Origin of the sequence: Paenibacillus glycanilyticus NBRC 16618 (assembly GCF_004000805.1) — a bacterium.
Lineage (GTDB): Bacteria > Bacillota > Bacilli > Paenibacillales > Paenibacillaceae > Pristimantibacillus > Pristimantibacillus glycanilyticus.
Genome location: NZ_BILY01000013.1, coordinates 1 through 26,643, shown reverse-complemented (window position 1 = coordinate 26,643; position 26,643 = coordinate 1). Strand labels below are relative to the sequence as shown.

General features: G+C 51.9%; 22 protein-coding genes. 17 read left to right on the top strand and 5 right to left on the bottom strand.

Features of this window, described 5'->3' with window-relative positions; genetic code table 11:
- Nucleotides 1–23: 23 nt before the first annotated feature.
- Nucleotides 24–2,282, bottom strand: coding sequence for a helix-turn-helix domain-containing protein (locus tag PGL01S_RS12485; RefSeq protein ID WP_127494969.1), 2,259 nt, complete (start codon nt 2,280–2,282; stop codon nt 24–26).
- Nucleotides 2,283–2,400: 118 nt separating this feature from the next.
- On the opposite strand from PGL01S_RS12485, the gene PGL01S_RS12480 reads away from it, so the two are divergent.
- Genes PGL01S_RS12480 through PGL01S_RS12455 form a run of 6 tightly spaced genes read left to right on the top strand, consistent with a single transcriptional unit; the run spans nt 2,401 to nt 10,728 of the window.
- Nucleotides 2,401–3,795, top strand: a complete 1,395-nt coding sequence (locus PGL01S_RS12480) for an alpha-L-fucosidase (protein ID WP_127494968.1) — start codon at nt 2,401–2,403, stop codon at nt 3,793–3,795.
- Between the two features lie 25 nt (nt 3,796–3,820).
- Nucleotides 3,821–5,107: an alpha-L-fucosidase gene (locus PGL01S_RS12475; RefSeq protein ID WP_127494967.1), complete on the top strand. Its 1,287-nt coding sequence runs from the start codon at nt 3,821–3,823 to the stop codon at nt 5,105–5,107.
- Nucleotides 5,108–5,135: 28 nt separating this feature from the next.
- Nucleotides 5,136–6,170 (top strand): carbohydrate-binding family 9-like protein, encoded by a 1,035-nt coding sequence (locus tag PGL01S_RS12470; protein ID WP_127494966.1) that lies wholly within the window; start codon nt 5,136–5,138, stop codon nt 6,168–6,170.
- Nucleotides 6,167–8,806, top strand: coding sequence for a transglutaminase-like domain-containing protein (locus PGL01S_RS12465; RefSeq protein ID WP_127494965.1), 2,640 nt, complete (start codon nt 6,167–6,169; stop codon nt 8,804–8,806). The genes PGL01S_RS12470 and PGL01S_RS12465 overlap by 4 nt, the downstream gene beginning before the upstream one ends.
- Nucleotides 8,807–9,859: a glycoside hydrolase family 18 protein gene (locus PGL01S_RS12460; RefSeq protein ID WP_127494964.1), complete on the top strand. Its 1,053-nt coding sequence runs from the start codon at nt 8,807–8,809 to the stop codon at nt 9,857–9,859.
- Entirely contained in the window at nt 9,856–10,728 is an 873-nt protein-coding gene (locus PGL01S_RS12455; protein WP_127494963.1) for a sugar phosphate isomerase/epimerase family protein, read from the top strand. Before PGL01S_RS12460 ends, PGL01S_RS12455 begins: the two co-directional genes overlap by 4 nt.
- 67 nt (nt 10,729–10,795) lie before the next feature.
- Here the strand turns inward: PGL01S_RS12455 and PGL01S_RS12450 are convergent, their stop codons facing one another.
- Complete coding sequence (locus PGL01S_RS12450) at nt 10,796–11,356, bottom strand: DinB family protein (RefSeq protein WP_127494962.1); 561 nt, start codon at nt 11,354–11,356, stop codon at nt 10,796–10,798.
- A 531-nt stretch (nt 11,357–11,887) separates the two neighbouring features.
- Nucleotides 11,888–12,484: a 5'-deoxynucleotidase gene (yfbR, locus tag PGL01S_RS12445; RefSeq protein WP_127494961.1), complete on the bottom strand. Its 597-nt coding sequence runs from the start codon at nt 12,482–12,484 to the stop codon at nt 11,888–11,890.
- Between the two features lie 302 nt (nt 12,485–12,786).
- Between yfbR and PGL01S_RS30820 the strand changes: the two genes are divergently transcribed.
- The 7 genes from PGL01S_RS30820 to PGL01S_RS12415 all read left to right on the top strand — a co-directional run bounded on the left by PGL01S_RS30820 (nt 12,787) and on the right by PGL01S_RS12415 (nt 20,018).
- Complete coding sequence (locus PGL01S_RS30820; RefSeq protein ID WP_164775450.1) at nt 12,787–12,945, top strand: hypothetical protein; 159 nt, start codon at nt 12,787–12,789, stop codon at nt 12,943–12,945.
- 282 nt (nt 12,946–13,227) lie between these two features.
- Entirely contained in the window at nt 13,228–13,932 is a 705-nt protein-coding gene (locus PGL01S_RS12440) for a Na-translocating system protein MpsC family protein (RefSeq protein ID WP_127494960.1), read from the top strand.
- Between the two features lie 129 nt (nt 13,933–14,061).
- Complete coding sequence (locus PGL01S_RS12435; RefSeq protein WP_373864157.1) at nt 14,062–14,754, top strand: Na-translocating system protein MpsC family protein; 693 nt, start codon at nt 14,062–14,064, stop codon at nt 14,752–14,754.
- 118 nt (nt 14,755–14,872) lie between these two features.
- Complete coding sequence (locus PGL01S_RS12430) at nt 14,873–16,285, top strand: PAS domain S-box protein (protein ID WP_127494959.1); 1,413 nt, start codon at nt 14,873–14,875, stop codon at nt 16,283–16,285.
- Between the two features lie 176 nt (nt 16,286–16,461).
- Nucleotides 16,462–17,379 (top strand): bile acid:sodium symporter family protein, encoded by a 918-nt coding sequence (locus tag PGL01S_RS12425; protein ID WP_127494958.1) that lies wholly within the window; start codon nt 16,462–16,464, stop codon nt 17,377–17,379.
- A gap of 52 nt (nt 17,380–17,431) precedes the next feature.
- Nucleotides 17,432–19,207: a two-component system histidine kinase PnpS gene (pnpS, locus tag PGL01S_RS12420; RefSeq protein WP_127494957.1), complete on the top strand. Its 1,776-nt coding sequence runs from the start codon at nt 17,432–17,434 to the stop codon at nt 19,205–19,207.
- Between the two features lie 91 nt (nt 19,208–19,298).
- The gene (locus PGL01S_RS12415) at nt 19,299–20,018 is read left to right on the top strand and encodes a response regulator transcription factor (protein ID WP_116393787.1); all 720 of its coding nucleotides are present in this window, start codon (nt 19,299–19,301) and stop codon (nt 20,016–20,018) included.
- A 23-nt stretch (nt 20,019–20,041) separates the two neighbouring features.
- Here PGL01S_RS12415 and PGL01S_RS12410 read toward each other — a convergent pair whose 3' ends face one another.
- Nucleotides 20,042–21,013 (bottom strand): helix-turn-helix domain-containing protein, encoded by a 972-nt coding sequence (locus PGL01S_RS12410; RefSeq protein WP_244935575.1) that lies wholly within the window; start codon nt 21,011–21,013, stop codon nt 20,042–20,044.
- Nucleotides 21,014–21,072: 59 nt separating this feature from the next.
- On the opposite strand from PGL01S_RS12410, the gene PGL01S_RS12405 reads away from it, so the two are divergent.
- Nucleotides 21,073–22,047: a 2-hydroxyacid dehydrogenase gene (locus tag PGL01S_RS12405; RefSeq protein ID WP_127494956.1), complete on the top strand. Its 975-nt coding sequence runs from the start codon at nt 21,073–21,075 to the stop codon at nt 22,045–22,047.
- 62 nt (nt 22,048–22,109) lie between these two features.
- Here the strand turns inward: PGL01S_RS12405 and PGL01S_RS12400 are convergent, their stop codons facing one another.
- Nucleotides 22,110–22,658, bottom strand: a complete 549-nt coding sequence (locus PGL01S_RS12400; RefSeq protein WP_127494955.1) for a pyridoxamine 5'-phosphate oxidase family protein — start codon at nt 22,656–22,658, stop codon at nt 22,110–22,112.
- Between the two features lie 113 nt (nt 22,659–22,771).
- On the opposite strand from PGL01S_RS12400, the gene pdxR reads away from it, so the two are divergent.
- The 3 genes from pdxR to PGL01S_RS12385 all read left to right on the top strand — a co-directional run bounded on the left by pdxR (nt 22,772) and on the right by PGL01S_RS12385 (nt 26,390).
- Nucleotides 22,772–24,175, top strand: a complete 1,404-nt coding sequence (gene pdxR / locus PGL01S_RS12395; protein ID WP_127494954.1) for a MocR-like pyridoxine biosynthesis transcription factor PdxR — start codon at nt 22,772–22,774, stop codon at nt 24,173–24,175.
- Between the two features lie 52 nt (nt 24,176–24,227).
- Complete coding sequence (locus tag PGL01S_RS12390) at nt 24,228–24,584, top strand: nucleotide excision repair endonuclease (protein WP_116393783.1); 357 nt, start codon at nt 24,228–24,230, stop codon at nt 24,582–24,584.
- Nucleotides 24,585–24,770: 186 nt separating this feature from the next.
- Nucleotides 24,771–26,390: a glycoside hydrolase family 9 protein gene (locus PGL01S_RS12385; protein ID WP_127494953.1), complete on the top strand. Its 1,620-nt coding sequence runs from the start codon at nt 24,771–24,773 to the stop codon at nt 26,388–26,390.
- Nucleotides 26,391–26,643: the final 253 nt, after the last annotated feature.

The window sequence follows — 26,643 nt, the reverse complement described above, 5'->3', positions numbered from 1 at the left end:
ACCCCGGTCGTTGGCGGTTGATTCTATTGGACGTACGCGAACATTTTGCGGTATTGCCCCGGCGTGTAGCCGGTCTCCTTCTTGAATTTGCGGATGAAGTTAGGCGCGTCCACGTAGCCGACCCGGACAATGATGTCTTTGAGAGAATCGTCCGTCGTCTTCAACTGGTGCATCACTTCTTCCAGCCTTTTCTGCCAGATGTATTGGACGAAGTTCACGCCCATCTTCTCCTTGAAGGAGCGGCTGACGTGGGACGGCGACAGGCTGAATTCGGAAGCGACCGTCTCGAGGCTAAGGGCATTGTCCGCAAAATGTTCTTCGATGTAAGCGATCATCCGGTCGGTAAGCGATTGTTCTTCCTTCTGATTGGCCTGCTCCACCTGCTCGCATAGCCGGGAAGCCAAATGAAGGAGATTGCGCTCCAGCTCGTCCAGCGATTGGCCCGAGATCATCTGCGGCGCAATTTCTTGAATCAGCCGCTGGTTCTCGAGTTCGGAGGCGGTCTTCAGAATGGTATTCAACAGATCGATGCCGATGCAGCGGATGAGCAGCGTGGACTGCTCGGACTGCCGCAGGCTCAGGATGGCCGACTGGATCATTTGCGAAGCTACTTCGAAGCTGCCTTGCTTTAAGCTCTGGGAGAGCTTTAACAATGTGTTGTTCGGTATCCAGAAGGTTTGCTCCGTCGCAACCGATTGTTTCTCGAAATAATTCACCGATCCGGCGCTCGATGATACTCGCAGGTCGTAGGCGGAACAGGCTTCGATATAGCTTTGATTCAGCCCCTCCGGACCGGAATAGCTCGTGCCGACGCCGATGACCGGCTGAATCTGGCAAGAGTCCGTCAAATGACTGCGCAAAGCTTCAACGATAAGCTGCTTGTGTTCGAATTCGCCGGCAGCTTCATCCGGATCGAAGCTGACCAGGACGCCGATCTGGCCTAATTGGGAAAGCTCGACGCCGTACCCGTGGCTGTTCAGATTCGGGAACTCCATATGCGTTAACAGATCGAGTATCTGCTGATGCTCCAATACGCCGTTTTTTTCGCTGCTAATCCAGCCAATCACCATGACGAAGTGAAGCGAGCGGTCGAATCGGAGGTCCAGCGCCTCTCTTAACTCCGGCGTCAGAATCCGCGAGCTGCCGAACCGGAGCAGCATGGAGAGCAGATGATGGCGGGCGAACGGCTCTTGCAGATCGACCCGGGCACTGTATTCCAGCAGCGTTGTCCGAATTCGGTCCAATTCGTTGCGGGACTCGCCGGGACGGCTCAGAGGCTTGCAGCTCTTGGAGGCAGCGAACTCAACCAGCGTGGAAATCGGCTGGTATTGCATGCGGGCCAAGAGCAGCGCGATTGCCGCTCCGGCGGCCACAACAAAGATGAGCAGCATAATGATAAAGCTGCGAACATGCAGGACACTGCTGAAGAATTGCTCGCTTGGCATGATGGTCACGTAGGTCCAGCCGTTGACCGGCGATTGGACGGAGACGATCGAATGCTCCTTGCCGTTTAGAACATGCTTTTGAATACCCGGGGTCAAATGACCGAACAAAGAACGGGTGTCCGTATCCGATAACGTCTCGCCTTGGAGGTTGTCCACCAGAATTTGGCCTTGGTTATCGAGAATATACGACTGGCCCTGATAATTGCCCAGAATGGAATCGATGAGGCTCGTCAGCTCGGATTTCTGGATCAAATACATAACCGTTCCGTATGGATTCGGATTATTAGGTTTGATCGGAATCAGATAGGCGAGCATCGATTGTTTCCGGCCGGAAGAGTTGCTTGCCATATCGGCAGGCCGCATTGTCGGGAATTTGACGTCGTTTAAATCCTGGTATACCGCGTCTTTATTCCAATTCTGGAACAGAAGATTGCTCGTGAATACGTCGAAATGGTTCATCCCTTCACTGGAATAAATGCGGTCGTCCTTGTGGAAATACAAGTACAGCTCCCCGATGATCGAGCTTGTCGCTTTGTATTGGTCAAGGGCTTCAATGGCTTCTCCGCTATGAATCGGATCGTGCACGAGGTAAGAGGCAAGCCTGTGGTCGTACGAGATGCGGACCGCAATCTCGCTTAGTTCCTTCATTCGACCGTCGATGATCGTTTCGGCTTGCGTCAGCTGGTCGAGATGGGAGCGTTCGATTTCGGAACGAAGGCGGTGCGATGCGTTTTCATAAATAAAGATCGACGTAAAAATCAAAGGAATCAACAAGATGAATAAATAGGACCAAGTGTATTTCAGAAAAAGCTTGGACTTGAAATAGTTCCGGTTCAAATGGTACGCCCCCTGACAACGGTTATCTATCTCTTTTACAAATCTTAAATATCTGAAAATTAAATCTATTATACAACGTTAATCGGATTGAAAGAATGGTTTTTTAGGAGGAATTAGGATGAGTGAGAAGGAACAGGCAATTGCGGAATCGGAAGAAGCAGTCGAGCAAGGGGTACATAACTACAGCAGCGAGGAGAGCTGGGTGAAGCCGGAGGATCCCCTGCTGCTCGAGCGGCTCGAGTGGTTCAAGGATCAGAAGCTTGGCTTGATGATGCACTGGGGGCCTTACTCCCAGCTGGGCCTGGTTGAATCATGGGCTTTGAGCGACGAGGACGGGGATTGGTCCCGGGACGGTATCGACTGGGATATCGATTCGGAAGAGCTGAAGCGGCAATATTTTGCCTTGAACAAGACGTTTAATCCGCTTCGTTTCCAGCCCGAGCTGTGGGCCGAGCTTGCGGCGGAGAACGGCTTCAAATATTTGAATTTCACCACCAAGCATCATGACGGGTTCTGCATGTGGGATACGCGCACGACCGAATATCGCATTACGGGACAAGAATGTCCGTTCCATACCCATAAGCACGCGGATATCGTGAAGCACCTGTTCAACTCGTTCCGGGACAAGGGGCTTGGCATCTCCGCCTATTTCTCCAAAGCGGATTGGCATTCTCCCTATTATTGGACGCCGGGAATACGGCCGGATACGAAGACATCCAGAGGACCGAGTTACGATCCTACGGAATACCCGTGGCTGTGGGAGAAATTCGTTCAATTTACGCATGAGCAGATTATGGAGCTGATGACGAATTACGGCCGGATAGACGTGCTGTGGCTGGACGCCGGCTGGGTGAACGATTACCGCAAACAAAATATCCGGCTGGGAGAAGTGGTCGAGAAGGCGCGAGAAATCCAGCCTTGGCTGCTCTCGGCGGACCGGACCGTCGGAGGACCTTACGAGAACCTGATCACGCCGGAGCAGACGCTGCCGGAACGGGCGCTGCATGTGCCGTGGGAGAGCTGCATTACGATGGGGACGTCGTTTTCTTTCCGTTACGAGGACCGTTACAAATCGGTGCGTCAGCTTATCCAGCTGCTCATCGAAATTGTGGCAAAAGGCGGCAACCTGGCGCTTAACATCGGCCCTCAGCCGGATGGCAGATTGCCCGAGACAGCGATCGCCCGCATGAAAGGAATGGGAAAATGGCTGAACGTTTACGGTGAAGCGATCTATGGCACTCGGGTCTGCGAGCCGTATTCGGAGGGGAATACATGCTTTACTCAGAAAAACGGCGTCGTCTATGCGTTTTACCTGTACAAGGACGCAAACGAGCAAGTACCGGAGGAGACTGTTATTCCTTGGAACGGAGAGGCCGGAAGCATCGATCTGGTCGGCGGAGAGGAGCGGCTTGCCTATCGCCGTACCGAAAGCGGGATTGCCATTCGTCTGCCGGAAACGGAGCGCTCCGCGAAGGAAGCGCCAATCGCGCATGTCTTCCGGATTCATGCATAACTATCGCTAGAAGGGATGATTCGGAATGCAGAGTTGGTTCGAAGACGCCAAGCTGGGCATATTCATTCATTACGGAATTTACGCGGTTGACGGCGTGGCGGAATCATGGTCCTTCTACAACGGGAACATGACCTATGAGCAATATATGAAGCAGCTTGGCGGGTTTACGGCTTCAAGCTTCGATGCGGAAAGGTGGGCCGATCTGATCGAGAAGTCGGGTGCGAGGTATGCCGTTCTGACGACCAAGCATCACGATGGCGTAGCATTGTGGGATACGCAGCTTAGCGACCTGAATGTCGTGAAGAAGACGCCGGCAGAACGGGATTTGGTCAAGCCGTTCGCGGACGCGATAGCGAAGCGGGATATTCGGCTTGGCCTGTACTACTCGCTGATTGATTGGTCGCACCCGGATTATCCAAGCGTCTATCAGGACGGCAGGATTCCCGAGGATCTGAGCCAGGTCAACCGGTTTTCCAGTCCGGCGGACGGTATCGAGGACGGGGACAAATGGCAGCGGTTCCTAAGATTCAATGAAGGCCAACTTCGGGAGCTGCTGACGAATTACGGCCGGGTAGATCTGCTGTGGTTCGACGGGGATTGGGAGCGAAGCGCTGACCAATGGAATTTGCCGGCGTTCAAGCAGTATCTGAAGTCGTTTAATCCCGATGTGATCGTTAACTCGCGGCTGCAGGGACATGGCGATTACAAGACGCCGGAGCAAGGACTTCCCATTACGAGACCGGAAGGGCCTTGGGAATTTTGCACGACGATTAACGGCTCATGGGGTTATGTGCCGACCGACAACCGTTATAAATCGCTTGGCATGATTATCCGGATGTTCTGCGACTGCATTTCCATGGGCGGAAACATGCTGCTGGACATCGGGCCGCGGGAGGACGGTACAATCGACAAGCGTCAGGAAGATATTTTGCTTGGCCTCGGCGAATGGATCCGTCAGCATGCGGAGGCGGTTTACGGAACGAGAGAAGGCATCATGACGCGTTATTATTTGGGCGGAAGCACGTTGACCCCCGATAAGAAGACACTCTACCTGTTCGTCTATGACGATCCGAAGGAACATGTATGCCTGAAAGGGTTATGCAATCCGATTAAGCGGATTACCGTGCTGCATTCGGGGAAAGAACTGTCGCATCACATTCATGGAGGCGTTCCTTGGTTCGATATTCCGGGAACGACCTGGATCGGTCTAACGGCGGAAGACACGCATGAGCACGTAACGGTGTTGAAGCTGGAATTTGACGAGGAAGTAAAGTTTTACGGAGGCGCAGGAGCCGTAGTGACCCATAACTAGCCAGAACAATGCGATCGGGGGACAGGACATGATGCTTAGCGGAGTGCCGGAGCCGGTGATCGATTACGGGCCAAGGCATTATATTTGCCGGCGTGCCACAGGGCCGCTCGCGCTTGACGGATGCTTAAACAAGCCGTTCTGGGAAGCGGCCGACTGGACCGAGGATTTTACGGATATCGAAGGGGATGTTCGACCTAAGCCGGCGAAGCGGACTCGCGTCAAAATGCTGTGGGACGACGAATATTTGTATGTCGGAGCGGAGCTGTTTGAGGATCAGATCTGGGCAACGCTTACTGAGCGGGACTCGGTTATTTTTTACGATAACGATTTTGAAATTTTTATCGATCCTGACGGGGACACGCATGGTTATTACGAGATCGAGATCAATGCGCTGAATACGGTATGGGATCTGCTTCTCGTCAAGCCGTACCGCGACGGCGGACCGCCGGTGAACGGCTGGGATATAGCCGGACTCCGGAGCGCCGTTTATATCGAAGGCGAGCTGAACAATCCAGCGGCGGACAACCGCATGTGGAGCGTCGAAATCGCTATTCCTTGGGCCAGCTTGCGGGAGTGCGCGGCGGAGAGCAGGCCGCCGCTTATCGGTGAGTTCTGGCGCATTAACTTTTCCAGGGTGGAATGGCAGGCGGAGCCGGCGGAAGGCGGCTACCGCAAGGTGATCAATCCGAAGATCGGCAAGCCCTATCCGGAGGACAACTGGGTGTGGTCGCCGATGGGCATAGTGAACATGCATTACCCGGAGCTGTGGGGCTATGTGGTGTTTTCCGGCGAAGACGGTCCGCATTCTTTTGCGATGCCGGAGGACGAGCGCATCAAGTGGGAGCTGCGGAAGCTGTATTACCGCCAGCGCAACCATTACGCGGCTGAAGGCAGGTATGAAGCGGATGCGAAGCGATTGATGGAAGGCGATGGGTGGTCCATCGAAGCAGCCGTCGAGACGACGCGCAGCCTGTTTCAAATCTCGGCCTTGTCGGAGGATGGAACGTCGCTGTGGTGCATTCGCGAGGACGGGAAGCTGTGGAAGGAGAGAGTGGGACCATGACGACTTGGACTTCGCCGTTTTCGCTGAATCGGGCGGAGCGGGATCTGATCGAGAGCAAATTCAATAGAAAACGCCAGCTGGCGCAGGCCAGGGAACACGAGTTATTCGATGTATTTCGGGAGGAACTGACGGAGGAAGAGTGCTGGGCGCTCAAATATTTGTTTGCCTATATGCCGGTGAACGATCTCGCGGATTATGACGGCGCTTTGTTCTTGAGCCATGTGCGCAGGACGCTGGCGATTCGCCGGCTTGTCCCTTGGGGCGATCGGGTGCCCGACTCCCTGTTCTTGCATTATGTTCTCCCCTACCGGGTCAATACGGAAAATATCGAGGATCACCGCGGCATTTTGTTCAACGAGCTAGCCTATCGCATAAAGTCGCTGACGATGGAAGAGGCCATTCTGGAGACGAATTATTGGTGTCACGAGAAGGCTGCCTATACCGGCAGCGATTTGAGAACGATGTCGCCCCTTACGATGATCAAGAGCGCAAGGGGCCGCTGCGGCGAGGAGTCGACGCTGGCGGTTGCGGCGCTGCGCAGCATCGGCATTCCCGCCCGCCAGGTTTATACGCCCAGGTGGGCGCATTGCGACGATAATCATGCCTGGGTAGAGGCTTGGGCCGACGGAAAATGGCATTACCTCGGCGCCTGCGAGCCGGAAGCGCGGCTCGACCAAGGGTGGTTCGGCCCGCCGGCCCGACGGGCGATGCTTCTGAATACGCGCATCCTGGCCGACTATCCGGGTCCGGAGGATATTACGGTAGCAAGCGATTGGTTTACGGAGATTAATTTGCTCGAAAACTACGCCCCAACGCGTACCGTTAATCTATCGGTCAAAGACAGTGCCGGAAATCCTGTCCCGGGCGCCGAAGTGCGCTTCGAGCTTTACAACATGGCTGAATTTTATCCGATCGCGACGCTCTTGGCGGACGAACGGGGAGAAGTCAGCTTTAAGACGGGGTATGGCGATCTGCTGGTCCGCGGTGCTTGGAACGGCCGATGGGGCGAGGTTAAGCTGGCTGCTTATGGGGATTACCTCCATGAGTTGGTTATGGATCGAACGGGGCAGCCGGAAGGCATCTTTGATCTGGATATGGTTCCTCCGCCGGAAGGCGAAGGCGAACCTGCAGAACCCTTGTCCGGCGAGCGGGAGAGCGAGCATGCTCGCCGGCTTGAAGAAGGGGCGAAGCTTCGCGCCGTCTATGAGAGCACGTTCGCAAGCAAGCAGGATGCCGAGGCATTGGCTGCTTCGCTTGGGCTTCCGGGAGAACGGGTGTGGAATGTTCTGAGCCGCTCGCGCGGGAACTTCCGCGAAATCGAGTCTTTCCTGCGGGAGCGGACGGCCGAATACGGGCAGTGGCCGCTGCTGCTTTTGGAGAGCCTCCGCGAGAAAGATTGGATCGATACGAGAAAGGACACGCTGGACGATCATCTGATCGGCTCACTTGCCGCTTGCGGAAGCCTGCCGGACGGGGATTTCGTTTCTTACGTGCTTTGTCCGCGCGTGCTGAACGAGCTGATCGTGCCGTACCGGCAGTTTTTCCAAGCGGCTTTTACGAAGCCGGAGCGGGAAGCCTTTCGGTTGGACCCAACTGCGCTAATGCGCTGGCTGAGCGAAAGGCATGGCGAATGGGAGGACCTTCCGAATCTGAAGGGGAAAGGCAATCCGGTCGGCACGTTTAAGCTGCAATGGGGCGACCCGGATTCGCTGAACATTCTCTTCGTAGCCGTCTGCCGAAGTTTAGGCATACCGGCGCGGCTGCATCCGCATGAGCTAACCTCGCAGTACATGGCTGACGGCGAATGGCGGGACGCGATGCAAGGCGCGAATGCGCTTCAGTCTTCGATCGGGAGCAAGGGCAGCATTCGTCTGCAACGCGATCCCGAAGCATCGGATGATGCGCCAGAGCCGTCGTATGCCGAGAATTTCTCGGTTGCACGTCTTGAGGAGAACGGATTCTACAAAACGTTAGTCTATCCGGACAAATTTGGCGATGTGTACGGCAAGCTGCTTGAGGCAGAGCCGGGTTCGTACCGGCTTACGACGGGCATGCGACTTCGGGACGGCACGGTATTGGCGCGGTTTACCTATTTCCTCGTACGCGCAGGCGAGAATACGGATGTATGGCTCACCTATCGCAAGGCCACCCGCGATCTTCCCGTGCTTGGCGTTATGGACCGGGCGAGACCGCTCGAAGGGCTGGACGGCTCGGAGCTGACGATAGGCGAACAGATCATGGAGGATGGCGCGGTCGTTGCTTGGATCGAGCCGGAGCGCGAGCCAACGAAGCATTTGCTTCGCGAGTTGGGGGAGCTAGCCGTTTCCTTGAACCAGCTCGGAGGAGTGATCCTGCTCATTATCGGCGATGCGGAATGGACCTCGTCGTTTGATCCTTCGAAATACGAGCTATTGCCGACAGAGGTACGATTCGCGAGAGATCGCTCACAGGTCTCCCTGCCGCAGGCGGCGGTCAGCGAGGCGGGCTACCCGCATCTGTTTGTGCTGGATGGCAAGGATCGCATCCGTTATGCCGCGTCGGGCTATAAGATCGGAATGGGGAAAGAGGCATGGCAAGCGCTGGCTGCCGTAAGGCAGACCAACGAATCATCGCAAGCGAAAGGGAGTGAATCTTAAATGACAAAGCAGAACTACGTGGTCGCCGGCTATGCGAGCGATAACCATCTTGCCGAGCTGACTGTAGAAGACTTGGCGAAGCTTACGCATCTGAATGTCGCGTTTGGCCATGTCAAGAGCGATGCTATTTCAATCGATCATTTGCGCCATCTGGACGAGCTCGCGCGGATTAAGAAGGAACGTCCGCAGTTGAATATCCTGCTCTCCGTCGGAGGATGGAGCGCCGGAGGTTTCTCGGAAGCGGCGTCGACGGAAGAAGGAAGAAACCGCATGGCGGAATCGGCGGTTCGCGTGGTGATCGAGCATCCTTTTGACGGAATTGACCTGGATTGGGAGTATCCTTGCTATGGGGAAGCCGGAATCGGGGCCAGCCCGGAGGACCGCACGAATTTTACGCTGCTGCTCGCTGCCATCCGGGAAGCGCTGGATAAGCTAGGGGAGCTGGACGGCAGGCATTATCTGCTTACGATCGCGGCGGGAGCCGATCAGTATTACATTGACGGAACCCAGATGGATCAGGCACAGAAATATCTGGATCTGATTCAGCTTATGACCTACGATATGCGCGGCGGGTTTCAGGTGCTGACCGGTCATCATACCAACCTTTATACACCGACGGGAGACTTGTTCCGGATCAGTACGGATGCCTCCGTCAATTTGTTTGTTCGTGCCGGGGTGCCGAAGGAGAAGATTGTAATCGGTGCTGCCTTCTATTCGCGGATGTGGAATCAGGTGCCGGACCGGAACAACGGGCTTCACCAGATGGCCGGCAGCGTTGGCGGGTACGGGCCGGACTTCACGGCTTTAACTGAAGAATACATTGGCAAAAACGGCTTTGTTCGTTATTGGGACGAGGAAGCTCGCGCGCCTTATTTGTTTAACGGTTCAAGCTTTATCTCTTACGACGATGAGGAATCGATCCGGCGCAAGTGCGATTACGTGAAAGCTAGCGGATTAGGCGGTCTGATGTTCTGGGAATTCGGCTGCGACCGGACCCGCCGGCTGCTGAATGCCATACAAGACGCATTTCGGGGAGATGGGGAGACGTTATGAAGGTTGGATTAAGTACATACAGTCTGCTCCCCGCGCTTAAGGCGGGGGACATGTCGGTGCTTGACGTTGTGGAGTGGATTGCCGGGAACGGCGGCGAGCATATGGAAATCGTTCCTTACGGCTTTACGCTTGTCGATCAGCCGGAGCTTGCGGATGCCGTGCGGGAGAAGGCCAAGGAAGCTGGAGTCGAGCTGTCCAACTATTCGATGCCGGCCAACTTCGTGCAAGACGGCGAAGACGCGTTCCAGGCTGAAGTCGCGCGGGTTAAAGATCATGTCGATCTGGTAAATAGGCTCGGCATGAAGCACATACGTCATGACGTGACGGCGTTTACGCTTCCTCCCGAGAGCATGACGATTCAATGGTTCGAGGAGAATTTGCACCACATGGTGAGGGGAAGCCGGCTGATCGCCGATTACGCTGCGGCGTACGGCATTACGACAACCATCGAGAACCATGGCTTCAGCGTGCAGGCAAGCGACCGCGTGCAACGCGTGCTGCATGAGGTGAACCGTCCGAACTTCAAGACGACGCTCGATGTTGGCAACTTTCTGTGCGTCGACGAGAATCCGCTCGTTGGCGTGAGCCGCAACTTGCCCTATGCATCGCTGATCCATATTAAAGACTTTTATATTCGTCCTAGCGACGAGTCTCCGGGAGGCGGCGATTGGTTCAAGTCCGCCCATGGCACCTATTTGCGCGGCGCGATTGCCGGCCACGGCGATCTCGACCTCCGGCGAATCTTCCGTCAGATCAAGCAATCCGGCTACGATGGCTATCTGACTGTCGAATTCGAAGGGATGGAGGAGTGCCGCATGGCCTCCCGCATTGCCATGGATAACGTAAAGCGGCTATGGCAGGAAATCTAAGAAAAACCACTATCGCGGCTGCTCTATTGCGGTAATGAAAAATCGGTCTCCCACGGAGACCGATTTTTCATTGTTGCTCGTATTCCGTTTTTACCCTCTGCATCTGAGCAATATGCCGCTTGGCGTGAAGAGCCAAGAAATAGATGTACTGGTACACATCGATTTTGCCTAGGTTATTTACGCTCATCATCGTTTTATGCAAGATTCCTTCGCCATTGCTTAATTGTTGCAAAATGTCCAGGCATTCCCCAACCTGACTTTCTAGCAACTTGCGAACCTGATCAAGCGGCATTTCTCTCCTTGGCTCCATATGCTCCGGCCTGATCCATTTGAAAGATTTGTGTTCCGCGATCTGATCCAGCTCTCCCAGATTATCTTGATAATGATTGAGCGAATCTTCCAAATTCAATTTGGCTGCGAGCATAAGGGCCTTGTTTTTTCCTTTTCGAATGAGGATCAGCAGAAAATGGTTCGTAAGAGTAACGTGCTCCAGAATTTGAGCGATGCTCCATCCTTCGAGAGGCTGGTACATTTGCAAAGCTTCCGGAGCAGCAAACCAATACTCGTATTCACCTAATATCTGATTTAACTCACTATTAATCCGCTCCATCGTGTTTTGAATGGACATAAGACTCACCAGCCTTGGTTAATCAATTTCCGTACAGATACTGCATGACCTCTTTTTCTTTTAGCTTGATTTTATACTCCTTGGCCAGGAATCTGCCTATTGATTGACCCTTATAGTACAAGTGAGAATCGAGTTTGCAGGTCGTCAAATCTTTAAAGAGTAAAAGGTAGTAATCTTCCGTCGGATTTTTTGTGAGATTGATATAGATGTAACCCAGTTTCTTTTTGGTAACGGCTTCTATTAACTTAATGTCCTTGATTACGAGGCTTTTCTTGAAAAAGAATAGCGTCGATTTCGTAAGTATCCCATCTTGAATCTTGCAGCTTACGGTAAGATAGAAACCAAGGAATAGAGATACGGCAGCAGCGAGCCAGTATAAGCCGCTGAAATAATTCCACCCGAGAAGGAGTAATAGGAAAATAACTCCGAGTAAGAAAAGGACATGCCCTCTGGTTATTCTGAACGTCATGATTACTCCCCCCAAAAACATTGCTGTTTTCTACTGAAACGTAAAGAGCAGGACTCTGCTCTTTACGATAATTCATCCAGCGTCATGCCGAGGCTTGGCGCCATATGGGCGAGGAACCACTCCGTTTCCGGAAGCCCGAGCTGCTTCATTGCGGCTTCCGTCTGCCCCTTGGCCACGAGAAATTCCCGGTTGCCGGTGGATACCTCGGTCAGGCATTTCAAGTAAGCGTCCAGCAGGTCTGCGGCTTTTACGATTTTGTGGAGCAGCTGATCTTCTTCGGATAACGTGCTTCCCGGCTTGCCGAGAAGCGGGGCATACGAGGATTGCAGCTGTTCCGGCACCATGCCGAGTAGCCGCTCTGCTGCCATTGCTTCTATCTCGCGGAAGCTTGCGAGCATTTTCGGATTGTGATGCTTCACGGGAGTCGGGATATCGCCGGTAAAGACCTCGGTCGCATCATGGAACAAGGACAGCGTTACGGCGCGGTCCGCGTTATAGCTGCGTCCGAAAAAGCTGTTGCCGATCTCGCATAGCATATGGGCAAGCAGCGCTACGTGGAAGGAATGCTCCGCAACGGTCTCCTTGGTCGTATTTCGCATCAGACTCCAGCGTTCAATATATTTCAGGCGGTACATATAGGCGAAAAAATGACTTTCCATCCGTTACGCAAACTCCTCTCTAATCCCTCGTGCATCAGTACTTGTTTTACAATATCCTACCATAATTCCGCGGACTCCCGCATACATGCGGTAAATTCTAACGAAACGACGTATCCTTATTTGCCCGAAAAGAGGGCATTCGGAATTCTAACGAAACGCAGACACGCTATCAGCTGGAAAAAGCCCGCCAGATGAGCAAATGCAGCCCAATAGCGATACTACGTTTCGTTAGAAATGGGAAACAGCAAATTAGGCGAAATAACGATACGTAGTTTCGTTAGCCTCGCGGTAAGAGGAGGCGGATGGTTTACGGCCATACGGGAAGGGGCAGCATGTATTTGCAGATCATTGTTGGAGACAAACCGGTCGATGCGTTTGATCATTTCCTCCTGAAGTGGAAGGAGCTTGGCGGCGATTCGATCACCGAAGAGGTAACTAAGATTATAAACGGAGAACAATAGCCAAATAGCCTTGTTAACTTAACTTATTTAAATATTTATCTTGTTTTAATTTAAAAAAATCATTAAAATAATCCTTGGGTAAAGGAAATAAAGCTTTTGCCTTTTTAAATTGCTTTTTAACGGTTAACGACTAATTCGGCATTAATGAACCAGAGATGGAGCTGGACATAAGCCTAAATAAGAGTTGGTTTTTTACAACTTTTATTTAGGCTTTTTTTGTCTCTATTAGAATTTTATATTGAAGGTAAAGATCAGGTTTACCTAAAACTAAGGATGGATTTTTTGGAAAAAAATGAAAAGCAAATTCAAAAAGAAGTTGCGAGTCACATTGGAAGACTACTGCGAGAAGCTTTTGGAAAAGGCCCGCAATCGATTTTTGTTAATATCAGCCGCCCGTTTATCGTGATCTACTTGAGGAATTTCTTATCGCCAACCGAAAAGATTCTTCTTCAGCAGGATCAGGTGAATTCCGTGCAGCATACCCGTGACCTGGTCATGAAATCGCTGATGCCGGAAATAAAAGCCTACCTCCACCTGCTTGCGGGTATGAACATCAGGGAGTTTTATTATGACTGGGGATTTCATAATCATTCCGGCATGCTTGTTGGCATTGAAGCGGAGGATGATTCCCTCGGGTTCAGACCGCAGGAACGGTATACGGGGAAAGAGGAGCTGCACGATGAAATCGATCGCATTAGTCACCAAATCCAAAAGAAGCCGGATGAAACTTATTCCTACATGATCAATGATCGGACACTCCTGGTCGTCAGAAGGGGAATCCTGATCAGCATCGGCAAGGAGTTGATCCGCCTTGGATTCGAAGAAAGCCTGAAGCTTGCGGAACGTAACCTGGAAAAAAGCTATTTGATTAACAGCAGCCGCTTCCAGGAGATCATCAAATCGCAGATTTTAGACGTGTTTGTAGATTGGGATTTCCATGAGGATAAAAGCGTTATCGTATTTATTCTAAATCCGAATCCTAAATGAAGAAACGGATAAGATGCGGACAAAGGAAAATAATAGGTAAAGTTTCGGTTGAGTTATTCCGAATATATTACTACAATAAATCTGGGGCGAAAGAAATAATGCTTTTGCCTAAATTAAGGATGAATGATCTTGGAAAAAGAGGCTCAAGCCGAAATAGCGAGCTATGTTGGCAGATTGCTGAGAGAGGCTTTCGGGAGAGGACCGCAATCCATTTATGTCAGCATCAATCGGCCGTTTGTCGTATTATATCTAAGAAACTTCCTGTCGCCGACGGAGAAGATTCTTCTTGAGCAAGATCAAATCCACTCGATTCAATCGACCAGAGACCTATTAATGAAGTCGTTGATTCCCGAGATCAAAGCCTACCTGCTGCTGCTGGCAGGCATGGATATTCAGGAATTTTATTATGACTGGGGCCTGCACAATCATTCGGGCGTTATGGTTGGCGTTGAGGGCCGGGATGCCCAAGGCCAACCCTTGCTCGGTTGCGAATATACGGGGAAAGATGAGCTCCAGCACGAAATCAGTCTAATCAGCCAGCAGGTCCAGAAGCGCCCGGACGAGTTGTATTCTTGCCTCATCAATGATAGAACTCTACTCGTTATTCGGGTGGGAATTCTGATCAGCATCGAGAAAGAATTGATCCGGATCGGACATGAAGAAAGCTTGAGACTGGCCAAGCGCAATCTTGAAAAAGGGCATCTGCATAACAATGGTCATTTTCAGGAGTTTTTAAACGCAAAGGTTATAGATCTGTTTGTTGACTGGGATTTCCATCTGGATAAAAGCGTCATGGTGTTCATTTTAAATCCGAATCAATGATTGGCGGTAATGAACCAGATAGATCGCTGGACATCAGCCTAAATAAAAGCTGCAATATGCGGCTCGTATTTAGGTTTTTTATTATGGGTAAATTATTTTCGGACAAGGAGTAGGAAATATGAGCCATTATGTTGAACGAAGCGAGGTTCTTAATCGAATAACAGATGCCGTCTTTGCTCTCAATAACTCCTGGGAATTTACTTATATGAATAAAGAAGCAGCCAAATTGTTTTCTTGCACGCCGGAAGAAGCGATTGGCAAATGCATATGGAGTGCGTATCCAAAAGAGATTTATAGCATTTTCTACGAGCATTATCTTAAAGCGATGCAGGAGCAGGTTCGGGTCGAATTTGAAGCTTACTGTCCGCCCATCTCGATGTGGCTGGAGGTAAAAGCTTATCCTTCCGAGAGCGGTCTTTCCGTATACCTGCATGATATTACGAAGAAAAAAGGCTTGTCTTTGCTTAAGGAGCAGCACTACGCCTCGCTTTTCAAATATAATCCGGATGCGGTATTTGCCTTCGATCTGGAGGGGAATTATCTTAGCGTAAATCCGGCGATGGAGCAGCTGTTAGGCTATGAGGCGGATGAATTCTTGAAGATGTCCTATATTCCGCTTATTCCCGCGGAGGAGCTGGAGAAAACAAAAAGTCTCTTCAAGCTGGCAGCAAAGGGGATTACGCAGCATTATGAAACAAAGGCAATTCACAAGAGCGGCAAAGTTATTGACGTGAAAGTAACGAACATGCCGATTATCGTCAATAATGAATCCGTGGGAGTCTTTGGCGTTGCCAAAAGCATTATGCAGGAAAATCAAAACAAAACAAAGCTGCTGGAAGCGGAAAAATTGACGGCGGTTGGCCAGCTGGCAGCTTCCATTGCTCACGAAATCAGGAACCCACTCACTTCGCTGAAAGGTTTTGTTCAACTCATCGAACAGACTGTATCGGGCGTTAGCGCTAATTATTTTACGATTATGAAGGACGAGCTGCGCAGAATCGAGCTGATTACGAGCGAGCTGTTATACCTGGCTAAGCCGCAGGCTCAGGAATTCAAGGATGAACGAATCTGCCAAATCATCCAGGATGTTAACATGCTCATGAGCTCACAGGCTTTAATGAATAACGTGGAGCTCCGAATAACGGGCCTGGATGGTCTGCCGGAAATTCGTTGCGTGGCGGCGCAGCTGAAGCAAGTATTTATCAATCTGATTAAAAACGCCATGGAAGCTATGCCTAGCGGCGGGGTCATACATATCCATGCCTCCAGCCCAAGCCCGGAAACGCTAATGATTCAGGTGTCCGATACGGGAAAAGGCATCCCGCAGGAGCTTATCGCAAAGATTGGCTCTCCCTTCTATACAACCAAAGAGAACGGGACGGGCCTTGGCATGATGGCCACCCAGCAAATCATACATTCGCATGGCGGAACGCTTGATATAACAAGCACGGAAGGCGAAGGGACTACGATCCATATTTGTTTGCCCGCCGCAAACGTACAGAATCAAGATGAAACGGGTGACGGTAAATGAAGGAAGATATCAGAGAGGCATCCGGAATGTGCAGGTGTCTTTCTTTGTTTTCGGACAGTTATCTCTCAAGTAGTATGCTATTATAAAGGCTATAATGTTGATCGACATCATATAGAAACGAGGGATGGCTTACGAGGGAGTTTGGACTTGCGTTTAATCACTTTTTCGAACGATGGATGTTTCTGCTGATCCCGGGATCGCTTGTCCTGGGTTTTCTTTTTGCCGATACGCTTGCTCCGATGGTGGAAGCCGTACCGTATTTGTTCGCTTACGTGACCTTGACGATGGCCATTGGCTGCGGACTCCGGCATTTATACGAGGTGGTCAAAAAGCCAGGCATCCTGGTATGGACGCTGATATTGGCTCATCTATTGTCTCCGCTGGTCGCCTACGGGCTTGGCTCGTTATGTTTTGGAGCGTCCTCTCCTTATGTGGTTGGGCTTGTACTCTTTACGATCATTCCGCTTGGCGTATCCACCGTTCTGTGGGTCGGGATGTCAGGCGGAAGCGTGCCGCTTGTGCTTGCGATGGTCGTGCTGGACTCCGCGTTAAGCCCGCTTGTTGTGCCTTACGGCATTCATTTATTTTTTAATACCTCGGTTGATATTGCGATTGGCCCGATTATGTTCGACTTGTTTGTTATCGTTGTTCTGCCGACTATCATTGGCGTAGCTCTGTACGAGCTCAGCAAGGGACGTATTCAGGAGAAGGTCAAGCCGGTTGCCATGCCAATCTCGAAGCTTTGCTTTGTTGCGGTGGTCGCTTTAAACGCTTCGGCTATTGCGCCGTATGTCGACCAGTTAAAGCATGACATGCTGAAGCTGATCCCGCTTGTTATCGTGCTTGTGGGGGTATGTTATGCAGTAGGCTTCCTGGGAACGGCCAAATTCGGAGGCAAAGAGGTGCAGGTAACCGTCTCCTATGCCACCGGCATGCGAAATATTTCGCTTGGCATCGTGCTGGCGCTGGGCTATTTCAGCCCGCTGGCTGCCGTACCGGTTGTGCTCTCTATCCTTGTGCAGCAGCCGCTTGCGACGGTGCATCATTTTGTTTTACAAAAACTTAACAAAAACAAGACTAGCGAAGCCGCATGACGGCATGTACGATAAAACGAGTGACAAATAGGCATATTGGAGATGAAAGGCCATGAACAGCTTTCGCAACCGATTAACGTTAACCATGATCATTATCCTTGCGTTATCCGTAACCGCAGCCGGCCTCTTCATGGCAAAAACGTTTAAGGATAACCATATTAATGCGCTTGAGGACAATATGATCCGGGAGATGCATATCATTCTGGCCAAGACCGAATGGAAGCAGGGAGATAACGCGTCGTTGTTCCCTTATTTCACGGAGGAAGCCGAGAATCTTAAGACCTATGCGGATACCAGGGTTACCTTCATAGCAGGAGACGGAACCGTCCTTGGCGATTCGGACCATGCTCCGGAAACGATGGATAACCACAGCAGCCGGGTTGAGGTTGTGAAGGCTCATAAGGACGGCATTGGACGGGCTATACGCTACAGCGACACATTGAAGGAGAATTTATTATACGTTGCCTTGGCGGTGAATCCTTCCGATCCTCACTCTAACGTTATCCGTCTTGCAATGAGTCTGAAGGAAGTCGACAAGAGTATCGATCAGCTATGGACCGTATTGATTATCGGGCTGCTGATTTTGTTTATCGTTGCCGCTTTTATCAGTTACCGGATCGCCTTAAGCTTAACACGTCCGCTTGAGCAAATTACGAAGGTTGCCCAGCGTATCAAGCAAATGGATTATAAAGCAAGGGTGAAGGTCAGGAAGCAGGATGAAGTTGGCGAGCTAGGTCATGCTATTAATGCCATGGCCGAAAGCCTCGAGGTACAGATGACGCGGATCCGGCAAAACGAAAGCCAGCTGGAGAGCGTGCTTGAAAACATGATTAACGGCGTTATGATGATCGACCCGGCCGGCAAGATTCTGCTCATGAGCCGCCGCGCCGGAGAACTCCTCGGTATTTCGACCGGCGAGCTTGTCGGCAGGAATTACGCGGAAGCCAAGCAGCAATACGAGCTGTCCCAGCTGATTCAGGAGGCGTTGGAGGGCCGCGAGCATATCCGCGAGGAGATTACGTTCTACTTCCCGGAGGAACGCTTGCTGGAGCTTAACCTGGTGCCGATTCTTCAGGAGAACCAGGAATTCGGCGGGGTTCTGCTCGTGCTTGCGGACGTGACGGCGATCCGCCGGCTTGAGCGGATGCGCAGCGAATTCGTGGCAAACGTATCGCATGAGCTGAAGACGCCAATCGCGGCGGTAAAAGGCTTTGCCGAGACGCTTCTTGGCGGCGCGGTTAACGATGAGGAGACCGCCCGTTCCTTCCTGCAAATCATTTATGACGAGAGCGACAGGCTGAACCGTCTCATCGGGGACATATTGGCGTTGTCGAAAATCGAATCGAAGCGTGTTCCGCTGTATTTCTCGCCGGTGGAGATGGATTCGTTCATGACGAAGACCGTTACGATGATGGAGCCGGAGGCAGCCAAGAAATCGATCAAGCTGCAGCTGGAGATGGAGCATGGCTTGTACGTGGAAGCCGATGAGGACCGTTTACGACAAATTATGATGAATGTCATTGCAAATGGCGTAAACTATACACCAGAAGGCGGTAAAGTGTCGGTTCATATCGAAAGCATCGATGAGGATCATATCCGGATTCAGATCAGCGATACCGGCATCGGCATTCCGAAGAAGGATTTGCCGAGGATTTTCGAGCGGTTCTACCGGGTGGATAAAGCAAGATCCCGCAGTTCAGGAGGCACCGGGCTTGGTCTGTCGATCGTCAAGCATCTGGTTGAGCTGCACAAAGGCACAATAGCGGTGACAAGCGCCGTAGGCGTTGGTTCCACATTTGTCATTGAGCTGCCCGTTCTCCAGCAATAACAGCCAGCCGAAAAATTTACCCATTCTTCATGAAATCGTGCTAAACTAAGGTAGAAAATTTGTGTCCAGGCTGGACAAGCTGGAGGTACTCATGTCACATAAAGTGCTCGTTATTGAGGATGAACCGACACTCGCGCGACTATTATCGTATAATCTGACGCAAGAGGGTTACGATACGACTGTTATTGATCATGGTGCAACCGGGCTTCAAACTGCTTTGCAGCGCACCTTTGATCTCATTATTTTGGACATCATGCTGCCAGGCTTGAACGGCTTTGAAATATTGACAAGGCTTCGCCAGAACGGGGTTAAGACGCCTATTATTATTTTGACCGCCCGCAATGCGGAGGAAGAGGTCGTTCAAGGGCTGAAGCATGGCGCTGATGACTACATTACGAAGCCGTTTGGCGTTGCGGAGCTCCTCGCGAGGGTATCGGCGGTATTGCGCCGGACGCAGCAGGATGACAGCGTGCCGATCGAGACGTCGGAGAAGGTCATTACCGTGGGAGATTTGTCGATTTATCCGGAGAAGTACGAAGTGATTCTGAACGGGGAGACCGTTCCGCTTCGTCCGAAGGAATTCGAAGTGCTGCTGTATCTCGTACAGCGTCCTGGGATGGTTATTACGCGCGATGATTTGATGAACGTAGTCTGGGGCTTTGATTATATCGGCGGCCAGCGTACGGTTGACGTCCATGTCAGTTCGCTGCGCAAGAAGCTGGAGCTTGGCCAATCCGTACAGATCGAATCGATTCGCGGCGTCGGTTATAAATTAGTCATGTCAAAAAAACTCGTCACACCAAAGGGATAAGGTGGACGAGTTTTTTGTTTGCGCTATTGCCGGTTCCAATCCAGCATCTTGCGCTGGAATTGCTTGGGGGAGCAGTCATTGTACTTCTTGAACATCTTATAGAAGTGGGCCATGTTAGGCATTCCGATCCGTTCCCCGACCTCGGTAATGCTTAGATCCTTCGTAAGAAGAATACGTTCCGCCCATTTGATCTTCCGGTAATTGACGAATTCCGTGAAGGACATCCCTATTGTTTTCTTGAAAAACTTGACGAAGTAGTAATAGCTCATGTTGGCGATCCGGCATACTTCTTCTACCTGAATCCGGTCGGTCAGCCGGTTCTCGACATAGTCCAGGACAGGCTTCAGCCGCAGTCGGTCGAAATCGTCCTGCTCGGCGAGCATCTTCCGGTTATCGTTGCGAAGCAGCGTCAGCAGAATCTGCTTGATCAGCACGCTAACCGCGATTTCATAGCCGGTCTCCTTGCGTTCCGCCTCATGATGCAGCTGGCGGATGTAATCTCCGATCTGCTTCTTCACTTTGCCGTTCTCTTGGAAAATATAATTGGCCATGCTGAGCGGATTCTCGGTCTCGGAGAAATAACGCATATAAGCAATCGTGCTCTGATCGAAAAACGGCTCCAGCTCGAACTGCAGGACGATGTAGTCGAGATGCCCGACACTCTTGTCGCGGTGCAGCTGGGAAGCGCCGATCATAATGATGTCGCCGGGCTGCAGATGGTAGCTCTCTTCCTCGACATCCACATCCAGCCTGCCTTTTATGATATAGAGCAGCTCAAGCTGCCGGTGATAATGCCAGTTGGTGAAATCGTCATCCTTCCGGATCGGCTGCCAGACACGCAAGGATAACAAAGGGTTTTCATAGACAACTTTCTCGTTAAACGGCTCCACCTTTGCTGGTCCCACCTTACGTTGAAGTTTAATTCCGCACTTGCCGCCAGCAGGCGACAGGTTGCCTTCTTCATTGTAGTGGGCTTGGGCGTTAAAGGCAACCATTCGCCAAATCGCCGGGGAGATAGGTATAATAGAGTCAGAACGCGAGAGGAGATGACGGCATGCGGCCAAAAGTGTACATATCATCCAAAGTATCCGATGAGGTAAAAGCATACCTCGACCAATATTGTGAATGCGAAATGTGGCAAAACCCGGAGAGAGCGATTACCGGGCAGGAGCTTGCCGAACAGATCGGCGACGTGGAAGGATTGCTTGCAGCCGGAAATGCAATCAGCGAGCGGCTGTTAAGCGCAGCGCCGAAGCTGCGTGCAGTCAGCAATATTTCGGTTGGCTACAACCATAACGATCTGGACGCGATGAATAAACGCGGCATTATCGGCACTCATACGCCTTACGTGCTGGATGAGACGGTGGCGGATTTGACGCTTGCCCTTATGCTGGCAGCAGCTCGCAGAGTAACGGAGCTGCATAATCTCGTCCGTGCAGGAGAATGGCAGCGCGGTGTTGGCGAGCAGCTGTTTGGACTTGACGTGCATCATGCCAAGCTTGGCATTATCGGGATGGGACGCATTGGCGAGCAGATTGCCAAGCGCGCCAAATTCGGATTCGATATGGAGGTTTCCTATTATAACCGCAGCCGCAAGCCGGAGACGGAGGAGCGTCTCGGCGTAAATTACCTGGCGCTGAACGAGCTGCTGGAGCAGTCGGATTTTATCGTGCTGATGACTCCGCTTACGCCGGAGACCAAGCATATGATCGGCGAAGAGCAGTTTAACCGGATGAAACGGACCGCGATCTTTATTAACGTATCGCGCGGCGAGACGGTTGACGAAGCAGCTCTGATTGAGGCTTTGCGCACGAAACGCATTTATGCGGCAGGCCTCGATGTGTACGAGAAGGAGCCGGTCAGCCCGGACAATCCGCTGCTTCAGCTCGATAATGTGGTGACGCTGCCGCATATCGGCTCGGCAACGAAGAAGACGAGGAACGACATGGCTATGGTTGCGGCCCGCAACCTTGTGGATGCTTTATACGGCAGAGAGCCTCAATACGTCATTCCGGAATTGAAAAACTAAAAGCGAAAGAGGCTGTCCCTGAGAGGGAACAGCCTCTTTTTTGTTGTAGACTCCGATCGGTGTTAATGCCGGTCTTCGTGGCTTTTCCGGCCCTCGAAGTACATTTTTGCCGGATTCACTTCGCTTTCCTTCGCGGAGATGGAGCTGGATACCAGCTTGAATACGGAGGTTTTGCTGCCCATTGAAGAGACGTACCGTTCCAGATGGGTTCTTGCAAGCGGCCGGTCGAAATAACCGGGAACGTATTTGTCCAGCATGACCTGCATCGCCGCGGTTGCTTCCTCCCAATCAACGACTTTCTCGATGGTCCCGTAAATAATGGCGCTCATATAAGCGGTATCCACATGGGCTGGCGTGGGATCCGCGATCGTGCCGTACTCTTCGCTGACCGTAAAGCAGGCCGCCGGGTTTTCGGCAATCATTTCGATTTTTCGTCCTTCGGATGCACCATGGAAGTAGATGGCGTTATCCTTCCAGACGAAGTTTAAAGGCACGACGTAAGGAACATTATCCGAGGCAAGGCCAAGAAATCCGGTCCGGGCCTGCCCCAGGAAGCGTTCGATTTTGCCAGCATCGGTGCAGGCTCTTTTTTGCAAGCGGATGGGAAACATTTTACTTCACTGCCTTTCTTTATTGTTCATTGTGTTATCATTGTAGAAGGAAACTGTCCCTGTCAAAAGGTACAGTTTTGTTCGGAATAAGGGGTACAGATTGAGGTGACAGGATGATCAGCTTAACGCCGGAATTGGATAAACAGAGTGGGATTCCGCTTTATCAGCAGCTATTTGCCTATTTAAAAGGACAGATCGAATTGGGCATGCTGCGCGAAAATGACCGGCTGCCTTCGATCCGGCAGCTCTCCGTTTATTTGTCCGTCAGCAAAAATACCATCGAAACCGCCTATCAGCAGCTTTTGGCGGAAGGCTATATACAGAGCCGGCTTCGCAGCGGCTTATACGTCATGCCTCTTGATCAGCTTGAGGGAGTTAAGAAGTCAAAGCCGGCCAGACCAGAGGTAAAGTCCGGCGCGGTGAGGCTGCCTCCTAACGCGATCAACTTTGAATACGGCGATGTAGAGCTGGAGCATTTTCCGGTGCGGCTGTGGAAGAAGTGCCTGGTGGATGCGCTGGAGGAATGTACGACGGAGGTATACGGCTACGGCGACCGTCAGGGGCATAAGGGACTCCGGTCGGAGATTGCCCGTTATTTGTACCAGTCACGCGGGGTGGTCTGCGCGCCGGATCAAATTTTTTTGAGCGCCGGGACGCAAACGATGGTCAGCCTGCTGGCCCAGCTTTTGCCTCTGCCTGAGGCGATTGCGATGGAAGAGCCGGGGTATAACGGGGTTAGGACGGTTCTGATGAACATGGGGCGAAGGATCATTCCTATGCCTCTCGAGCATGACGGAATCTCGGTCGAGCATCTGAGGGAAAGCGCAGCGAGTATGGTATACGTGACGCCTTCCCATCAATTTCCGCTAGGGATGATCATGCCGGTTCACAACCGGATCAAGCTGCTTCAATGGGCATATGAGCGGGACGGCTATATCATTGAGGATGATTTCGACAGCGAGCTGCGTTATCAAGGGCAGCCTATTCCGGCGCTTAAGGCGCTGGACACCGGGGACAAGGTTATTTATTTGGGGACCTTCTCGAAGTCGTTCCTGCCGGGAATACGGCTCAGCTATATGGTGATGCCGGAACGGGCTGCGCAAGATTTCAGAAGCAAGCTGCAAGCGTACAGCCAGTCGGTATCGCCGCTTATTCAAGCCGCCATGTACCGGTTCATGAAGGAAGGGTATTTCGAAAGCCATATCCGCAAGATGAAAAAGCTGTATCAGGCCCGTCACCGGATGCTACTTCGTACGATTCAGGAACAGCTCGGCAGCCAAGTCGGCATTATCGGAGAGCGGTCGGGCATGCATCTGCTGCTTGACGTCTATGGGCGCTCCGGCGATGAGCTTGTGGAGAAGGCATTGGAATATGGGGTTATTGCTTATACGCCAAGGAAGCATTGGCTGCACCCGGAGGCATGTCCGCCCTCGTACATCATGCTTGGATTTGGCGGACTAAACGAGCAAAAAATCCGTGAAGGAATTATTGGGTTGCGTAAGGCTTGGTTCCCCTAAGATGTGATACAATACGATGGAGACCTAACTAAGGAAAGAGAAGTGAATTTTTTTGATTACGATTACGATTCCGGAACCGGACGTTACGATTTACAAGCAGACGAACCCGCAGCTTAGCCATATTTACAACTTTACGGATTTCCATCTGATTACGCGTGAAAAGGGCGGCTTCTTTATTTTCTACAATTTCAAAGGAGACGTGCTCTTTGTGGGCAAAGCGAGAAAGCTGAGACCGCGCATTAAGAAGCATTTCGAAGACAGCGTATCCCCAATGAAGAATCACCGCGACGAAGTGACCAAGATCGAGATTTACGTGAATGAAGATCCGGTGGAGCGGGAAATTTACGAGACTTACCTGATCAATCAATTCCGGGCGAAATACAATGTGGACAAGGTGTTGTTCCGCTAGGAAATAGAAGCGATTGGATGCAAAGGCTGCTCAGCTATGAGGGCCTTTTTTTCGTTGGGAACGTTGTTGGAATGGAGAGATGTGAAGATCCTGCAGGATGTTCTATAGTTTCGGTAGTTCCATTCGCGAGAGGATGAGCTATACTGTAGCGGCATCAATGATTTCCTGAGAGAAGAGGGATTGCTTATGCAACGGGAGAAACGGAATAAAATTGCGGTTAATCAGCTTGGGTTCCGGCGGTTGGACCGGAAAACGGCTGTTATAGAGGGTGAAGGCGGAACGTTCAGATTGATTAGCCAGGAAACGGGCGAAGTGGTGTTGGCGGGGGAAACCGGGACTGCCGTAGAGGACAGATCCAGCGGCAGGAAGGTTTGCCGGGCGGATTTTTCGAGTGTGCAGCAAGCGGGGATCTATAAGCTGGAGACGGAGGAAGGGCGAGTCTCGGATTGGTTTGTCATTGGAGACGAGGGTTATAAGGCTGCTCATCAAGCATTATTGAAAGCGTTTTATTATTTCCGCTGCGGAATCGAGCTGGAAGAGCCGTATGCGGGAGTATGGAAGCATGATGCCTGCCATCTGACGCCTGCGATCGTATACGGAGATGAAACGAGGCAAGTGGATGCTTGGGGCGGATGGCATGATGCCGGCGACTATGGCAAATACGTGGGACCGGGTGCAAAAGCCGTTGCGGATTTGCTGCTGGCTTATGAATATTATCCGGGAGCTTTCTCTGTCGCGGTGCCTTTGCCTGAAACAGACGGCGTGATGCCGGATGTGCTCCATGAATGCCGGTATGAGCTGGAATGGATGCACCGCATGCAGGATGCGGAGTCCGGCGGCGTATTCCACAAGCTGACAACGCTGCGCTTCCCTGCTTCGGATACAATGCCGGAAGACGATACGGACGAGCTGTACGTTTCACCGGTATCGGCCACGGCAACGGGCTGCTTTGCTGCTATTATGGCGATGTCGGCGCGCGTGTACGGAGGTTTTGATGCAGCGTTTGCTGCCGAATGCAAAGCAGCCTCCGAACGGGCATGGGATTGGCTTCAGAAGCATCCGGAGGTGCCGGGCTTCCGTAATCCGCCGGAGATCGTAACCGGTGAATATGGTGATGAGGTGGACACCGATGAGCGGTATTGGGCGGCGGCCGAGCTATATCGTACAACGGGAGAAGAACGGTATCACGAGGCTTTTCTTCAGTTGGCGGAGCGGGAATTCGACAAGTATGAGCTGGGCTGGGCCGATATGGGCGGTTACGGGACAATCTCGTATCTGTTGTCGGAACGGAAGGGAGATCCGGCTGTTATAGAACAGCTGCGGGCCGGTCTGTTGGAACGAGCCGAGCGGCTGGCCGCTGTAAGCCGGAAGGACGGCTACGGCGTATCTTTACAGCCGGAGGAGTACATATGGGGCAGCAACATGCTGGTGCTTAACCGTGCGATGCTGCTGCTAATCGCGGATCGCGTGGCGGGAACCGTTGCGTATGCGGAGTTGGCGCTGGATCACGTTCATTATCTGTTCGGGATGAACGTAATGGGCATCAGTTATGTAACGGGATTCGGCAGCCGGCCGGTTAAACATCCGCATCATCGCCCATCCGAAGGCGATGGCGTGGACGATCCGGTTCCGGGGCTAGTATCCGGCGGGCCCAACCTTGGCATTCAGGACGACTATGCCCGCGAGCATCTGGCAGGCAGAGCACCTGCCGCTTCCTTCGCCGATGTGATGGAAAGCTACTCGACAAACGAAGTGACGATCTACTGGAATTCGCCTGCGGTGTTTGTACTAAGTCATTTTGCGTAAGAGGGCCGATTGCTGAGCATGGATAGGACTAAGACCCTCATGGGGTCTTATCGCATTTGCGGGTAGCCGAAAAGGGCCCGCGGAAGCAGGCCAAACTCGGAATAAGACCCTGAGAGGGTCTTATGGATAAGCTCAAGGAGCTAAATGGTGATGATAAGACCCTCATGGGGGCTTATCGCATTTGCGGGTAGCCGAAAAGGGCCCGCGGAAGCAGGCGAAATACGGAATAAGACCCTGAGAGGGTCTTATGGAT

Excerpts from the sequence above, each read along its gene's own strand:
- PGL01S_RS12480 (WP_127494968.1), top strand. The coding sequence starts at position 2,401 with ATGAGTGAGAAGGAACAGGCAATTGCGGAATCGGAAGAAGCAGTCGAG.
- PGL01S_RS12475 (WP_127494967.1), top strand. The coding sequence starts at position 3,821 with ATGCAGAGTTGGTTCGAAGACGCCAAGCTGGGCATATTCATTCATTAC.
- PGL01S_RS12470 (WP_127494966.1), top strand. The coding sequence starts at position 5,136 with ATGATGCTTAGCGGAGTGCCGGAGCCGGTGATCGATTACGGGCCAAGG.
- PGL01S_RS12465 (WP_127494965.1), top strand. The coding sequence starts at position 6,167 with ATGACGACTTGGACTTCGCCGTTTTCGCTGAATCGGGCGGAGCGGGAT.
- PGL01S_RS12460 (WP_127494964.1), top strand. The coding sequence starts at position 8,807 with ATGACAAAGCAGAACTACGTGGTCGCCGGCTATGCGAGCGATAACCAT.
- PGL01S_RS12455 (WP_127494963.1), top strand. The coding sequence starts at position 9,856 with ATGAAGGTTGGATTAAGTACATACAGTCTGCTCCCCGCGCTTAAGGCG.
- PGL01S_RS12450 (WP_127494962.1), bottom strand. The coding sequence starts at position 11,356 with ATGTCCATTCAAAACACGATGGAGCGGATTAATAGTGAGTTAAATCAG.
- yfbR (WP_127494961.1), bottom strand. The coding sequence starts at position 12,484 with ATGGAAAGTCATTTTTTCGCCTATATGTACCGCCTGAAATATATTGAA.
- PGL01S_RS30820 (WP_164775450.1), top strand. The coding sequence starts at position 12,787 with ATGGTTTACGGCCATACGGGAAGGGGCAGCATGTATTTGCAGATCATT.
- PGL01S_RS12430 (WP_127494959.1), top strand. The coding sequence starts at position 14,873 with ATGAGCCATTATGTTGAACGAAGCGAGGTTCTTAATCGAATAACAGAT.
- PGL01S_RS12425 (WP_127494958.1), top strand. The coding sequence starts at position 16,462 with ATGTTTCTGCTGATCCCGGGATCGCTTGTCCTGGGTTTTCTTTTTGCC.
- pnpS (WP_127494957.1), top strand. The coding sequence starts at position 17,432 with ATGAACAGCTTTCGCAACCGATTAACGTTAACCATGATCATTATCCTT.
- PGL01S_RS12415 (WP_116393787.1), top strand. The coding sequence starts at position 19,299 with ATGTCACATAAAGTGCTCGTTATTGAGGATGAACCGACACTCGCGCGA.
- PGL01S_RS12410 (WP_244935575.1), bottom strand. The coding sequence starts at position 21,013 with ATGGTTGCCTTTAACGCCCAAGCCCACTACAATGAAGAAGGCAACCTG.
- PGL01S_RS12405 (WP_127494956.1), top strand. The coding sequence starts at position 21,073 with ATGCGGCCAAAAGTGTACATATCATCCAAAGTATCCGATGAGGTAAAA.
- PGL01S_RS12400 (WP_127494955.1), bottom strand. The coding sequence starts at position 22,658 with ATGTTTCCCATCCGCTTGCAAAAAAGAGCCTGCACCGATGCTGGCAAA.
- pdxR (WP_127494954.1), top strand. The coding sequence starts at position 22,772 with ATGATCAGCTTAACGCCGGAATTGGATAAACAGAGTGGGATTCCGCTT.
- PGL01S_RS12385 (WP_127494953.1), top strand. The coding sequence starts at position 24,771 with ATGCAACGGGAGAAACGGAATAAAATTGCGGTTAATCAGCTTGGGTTC.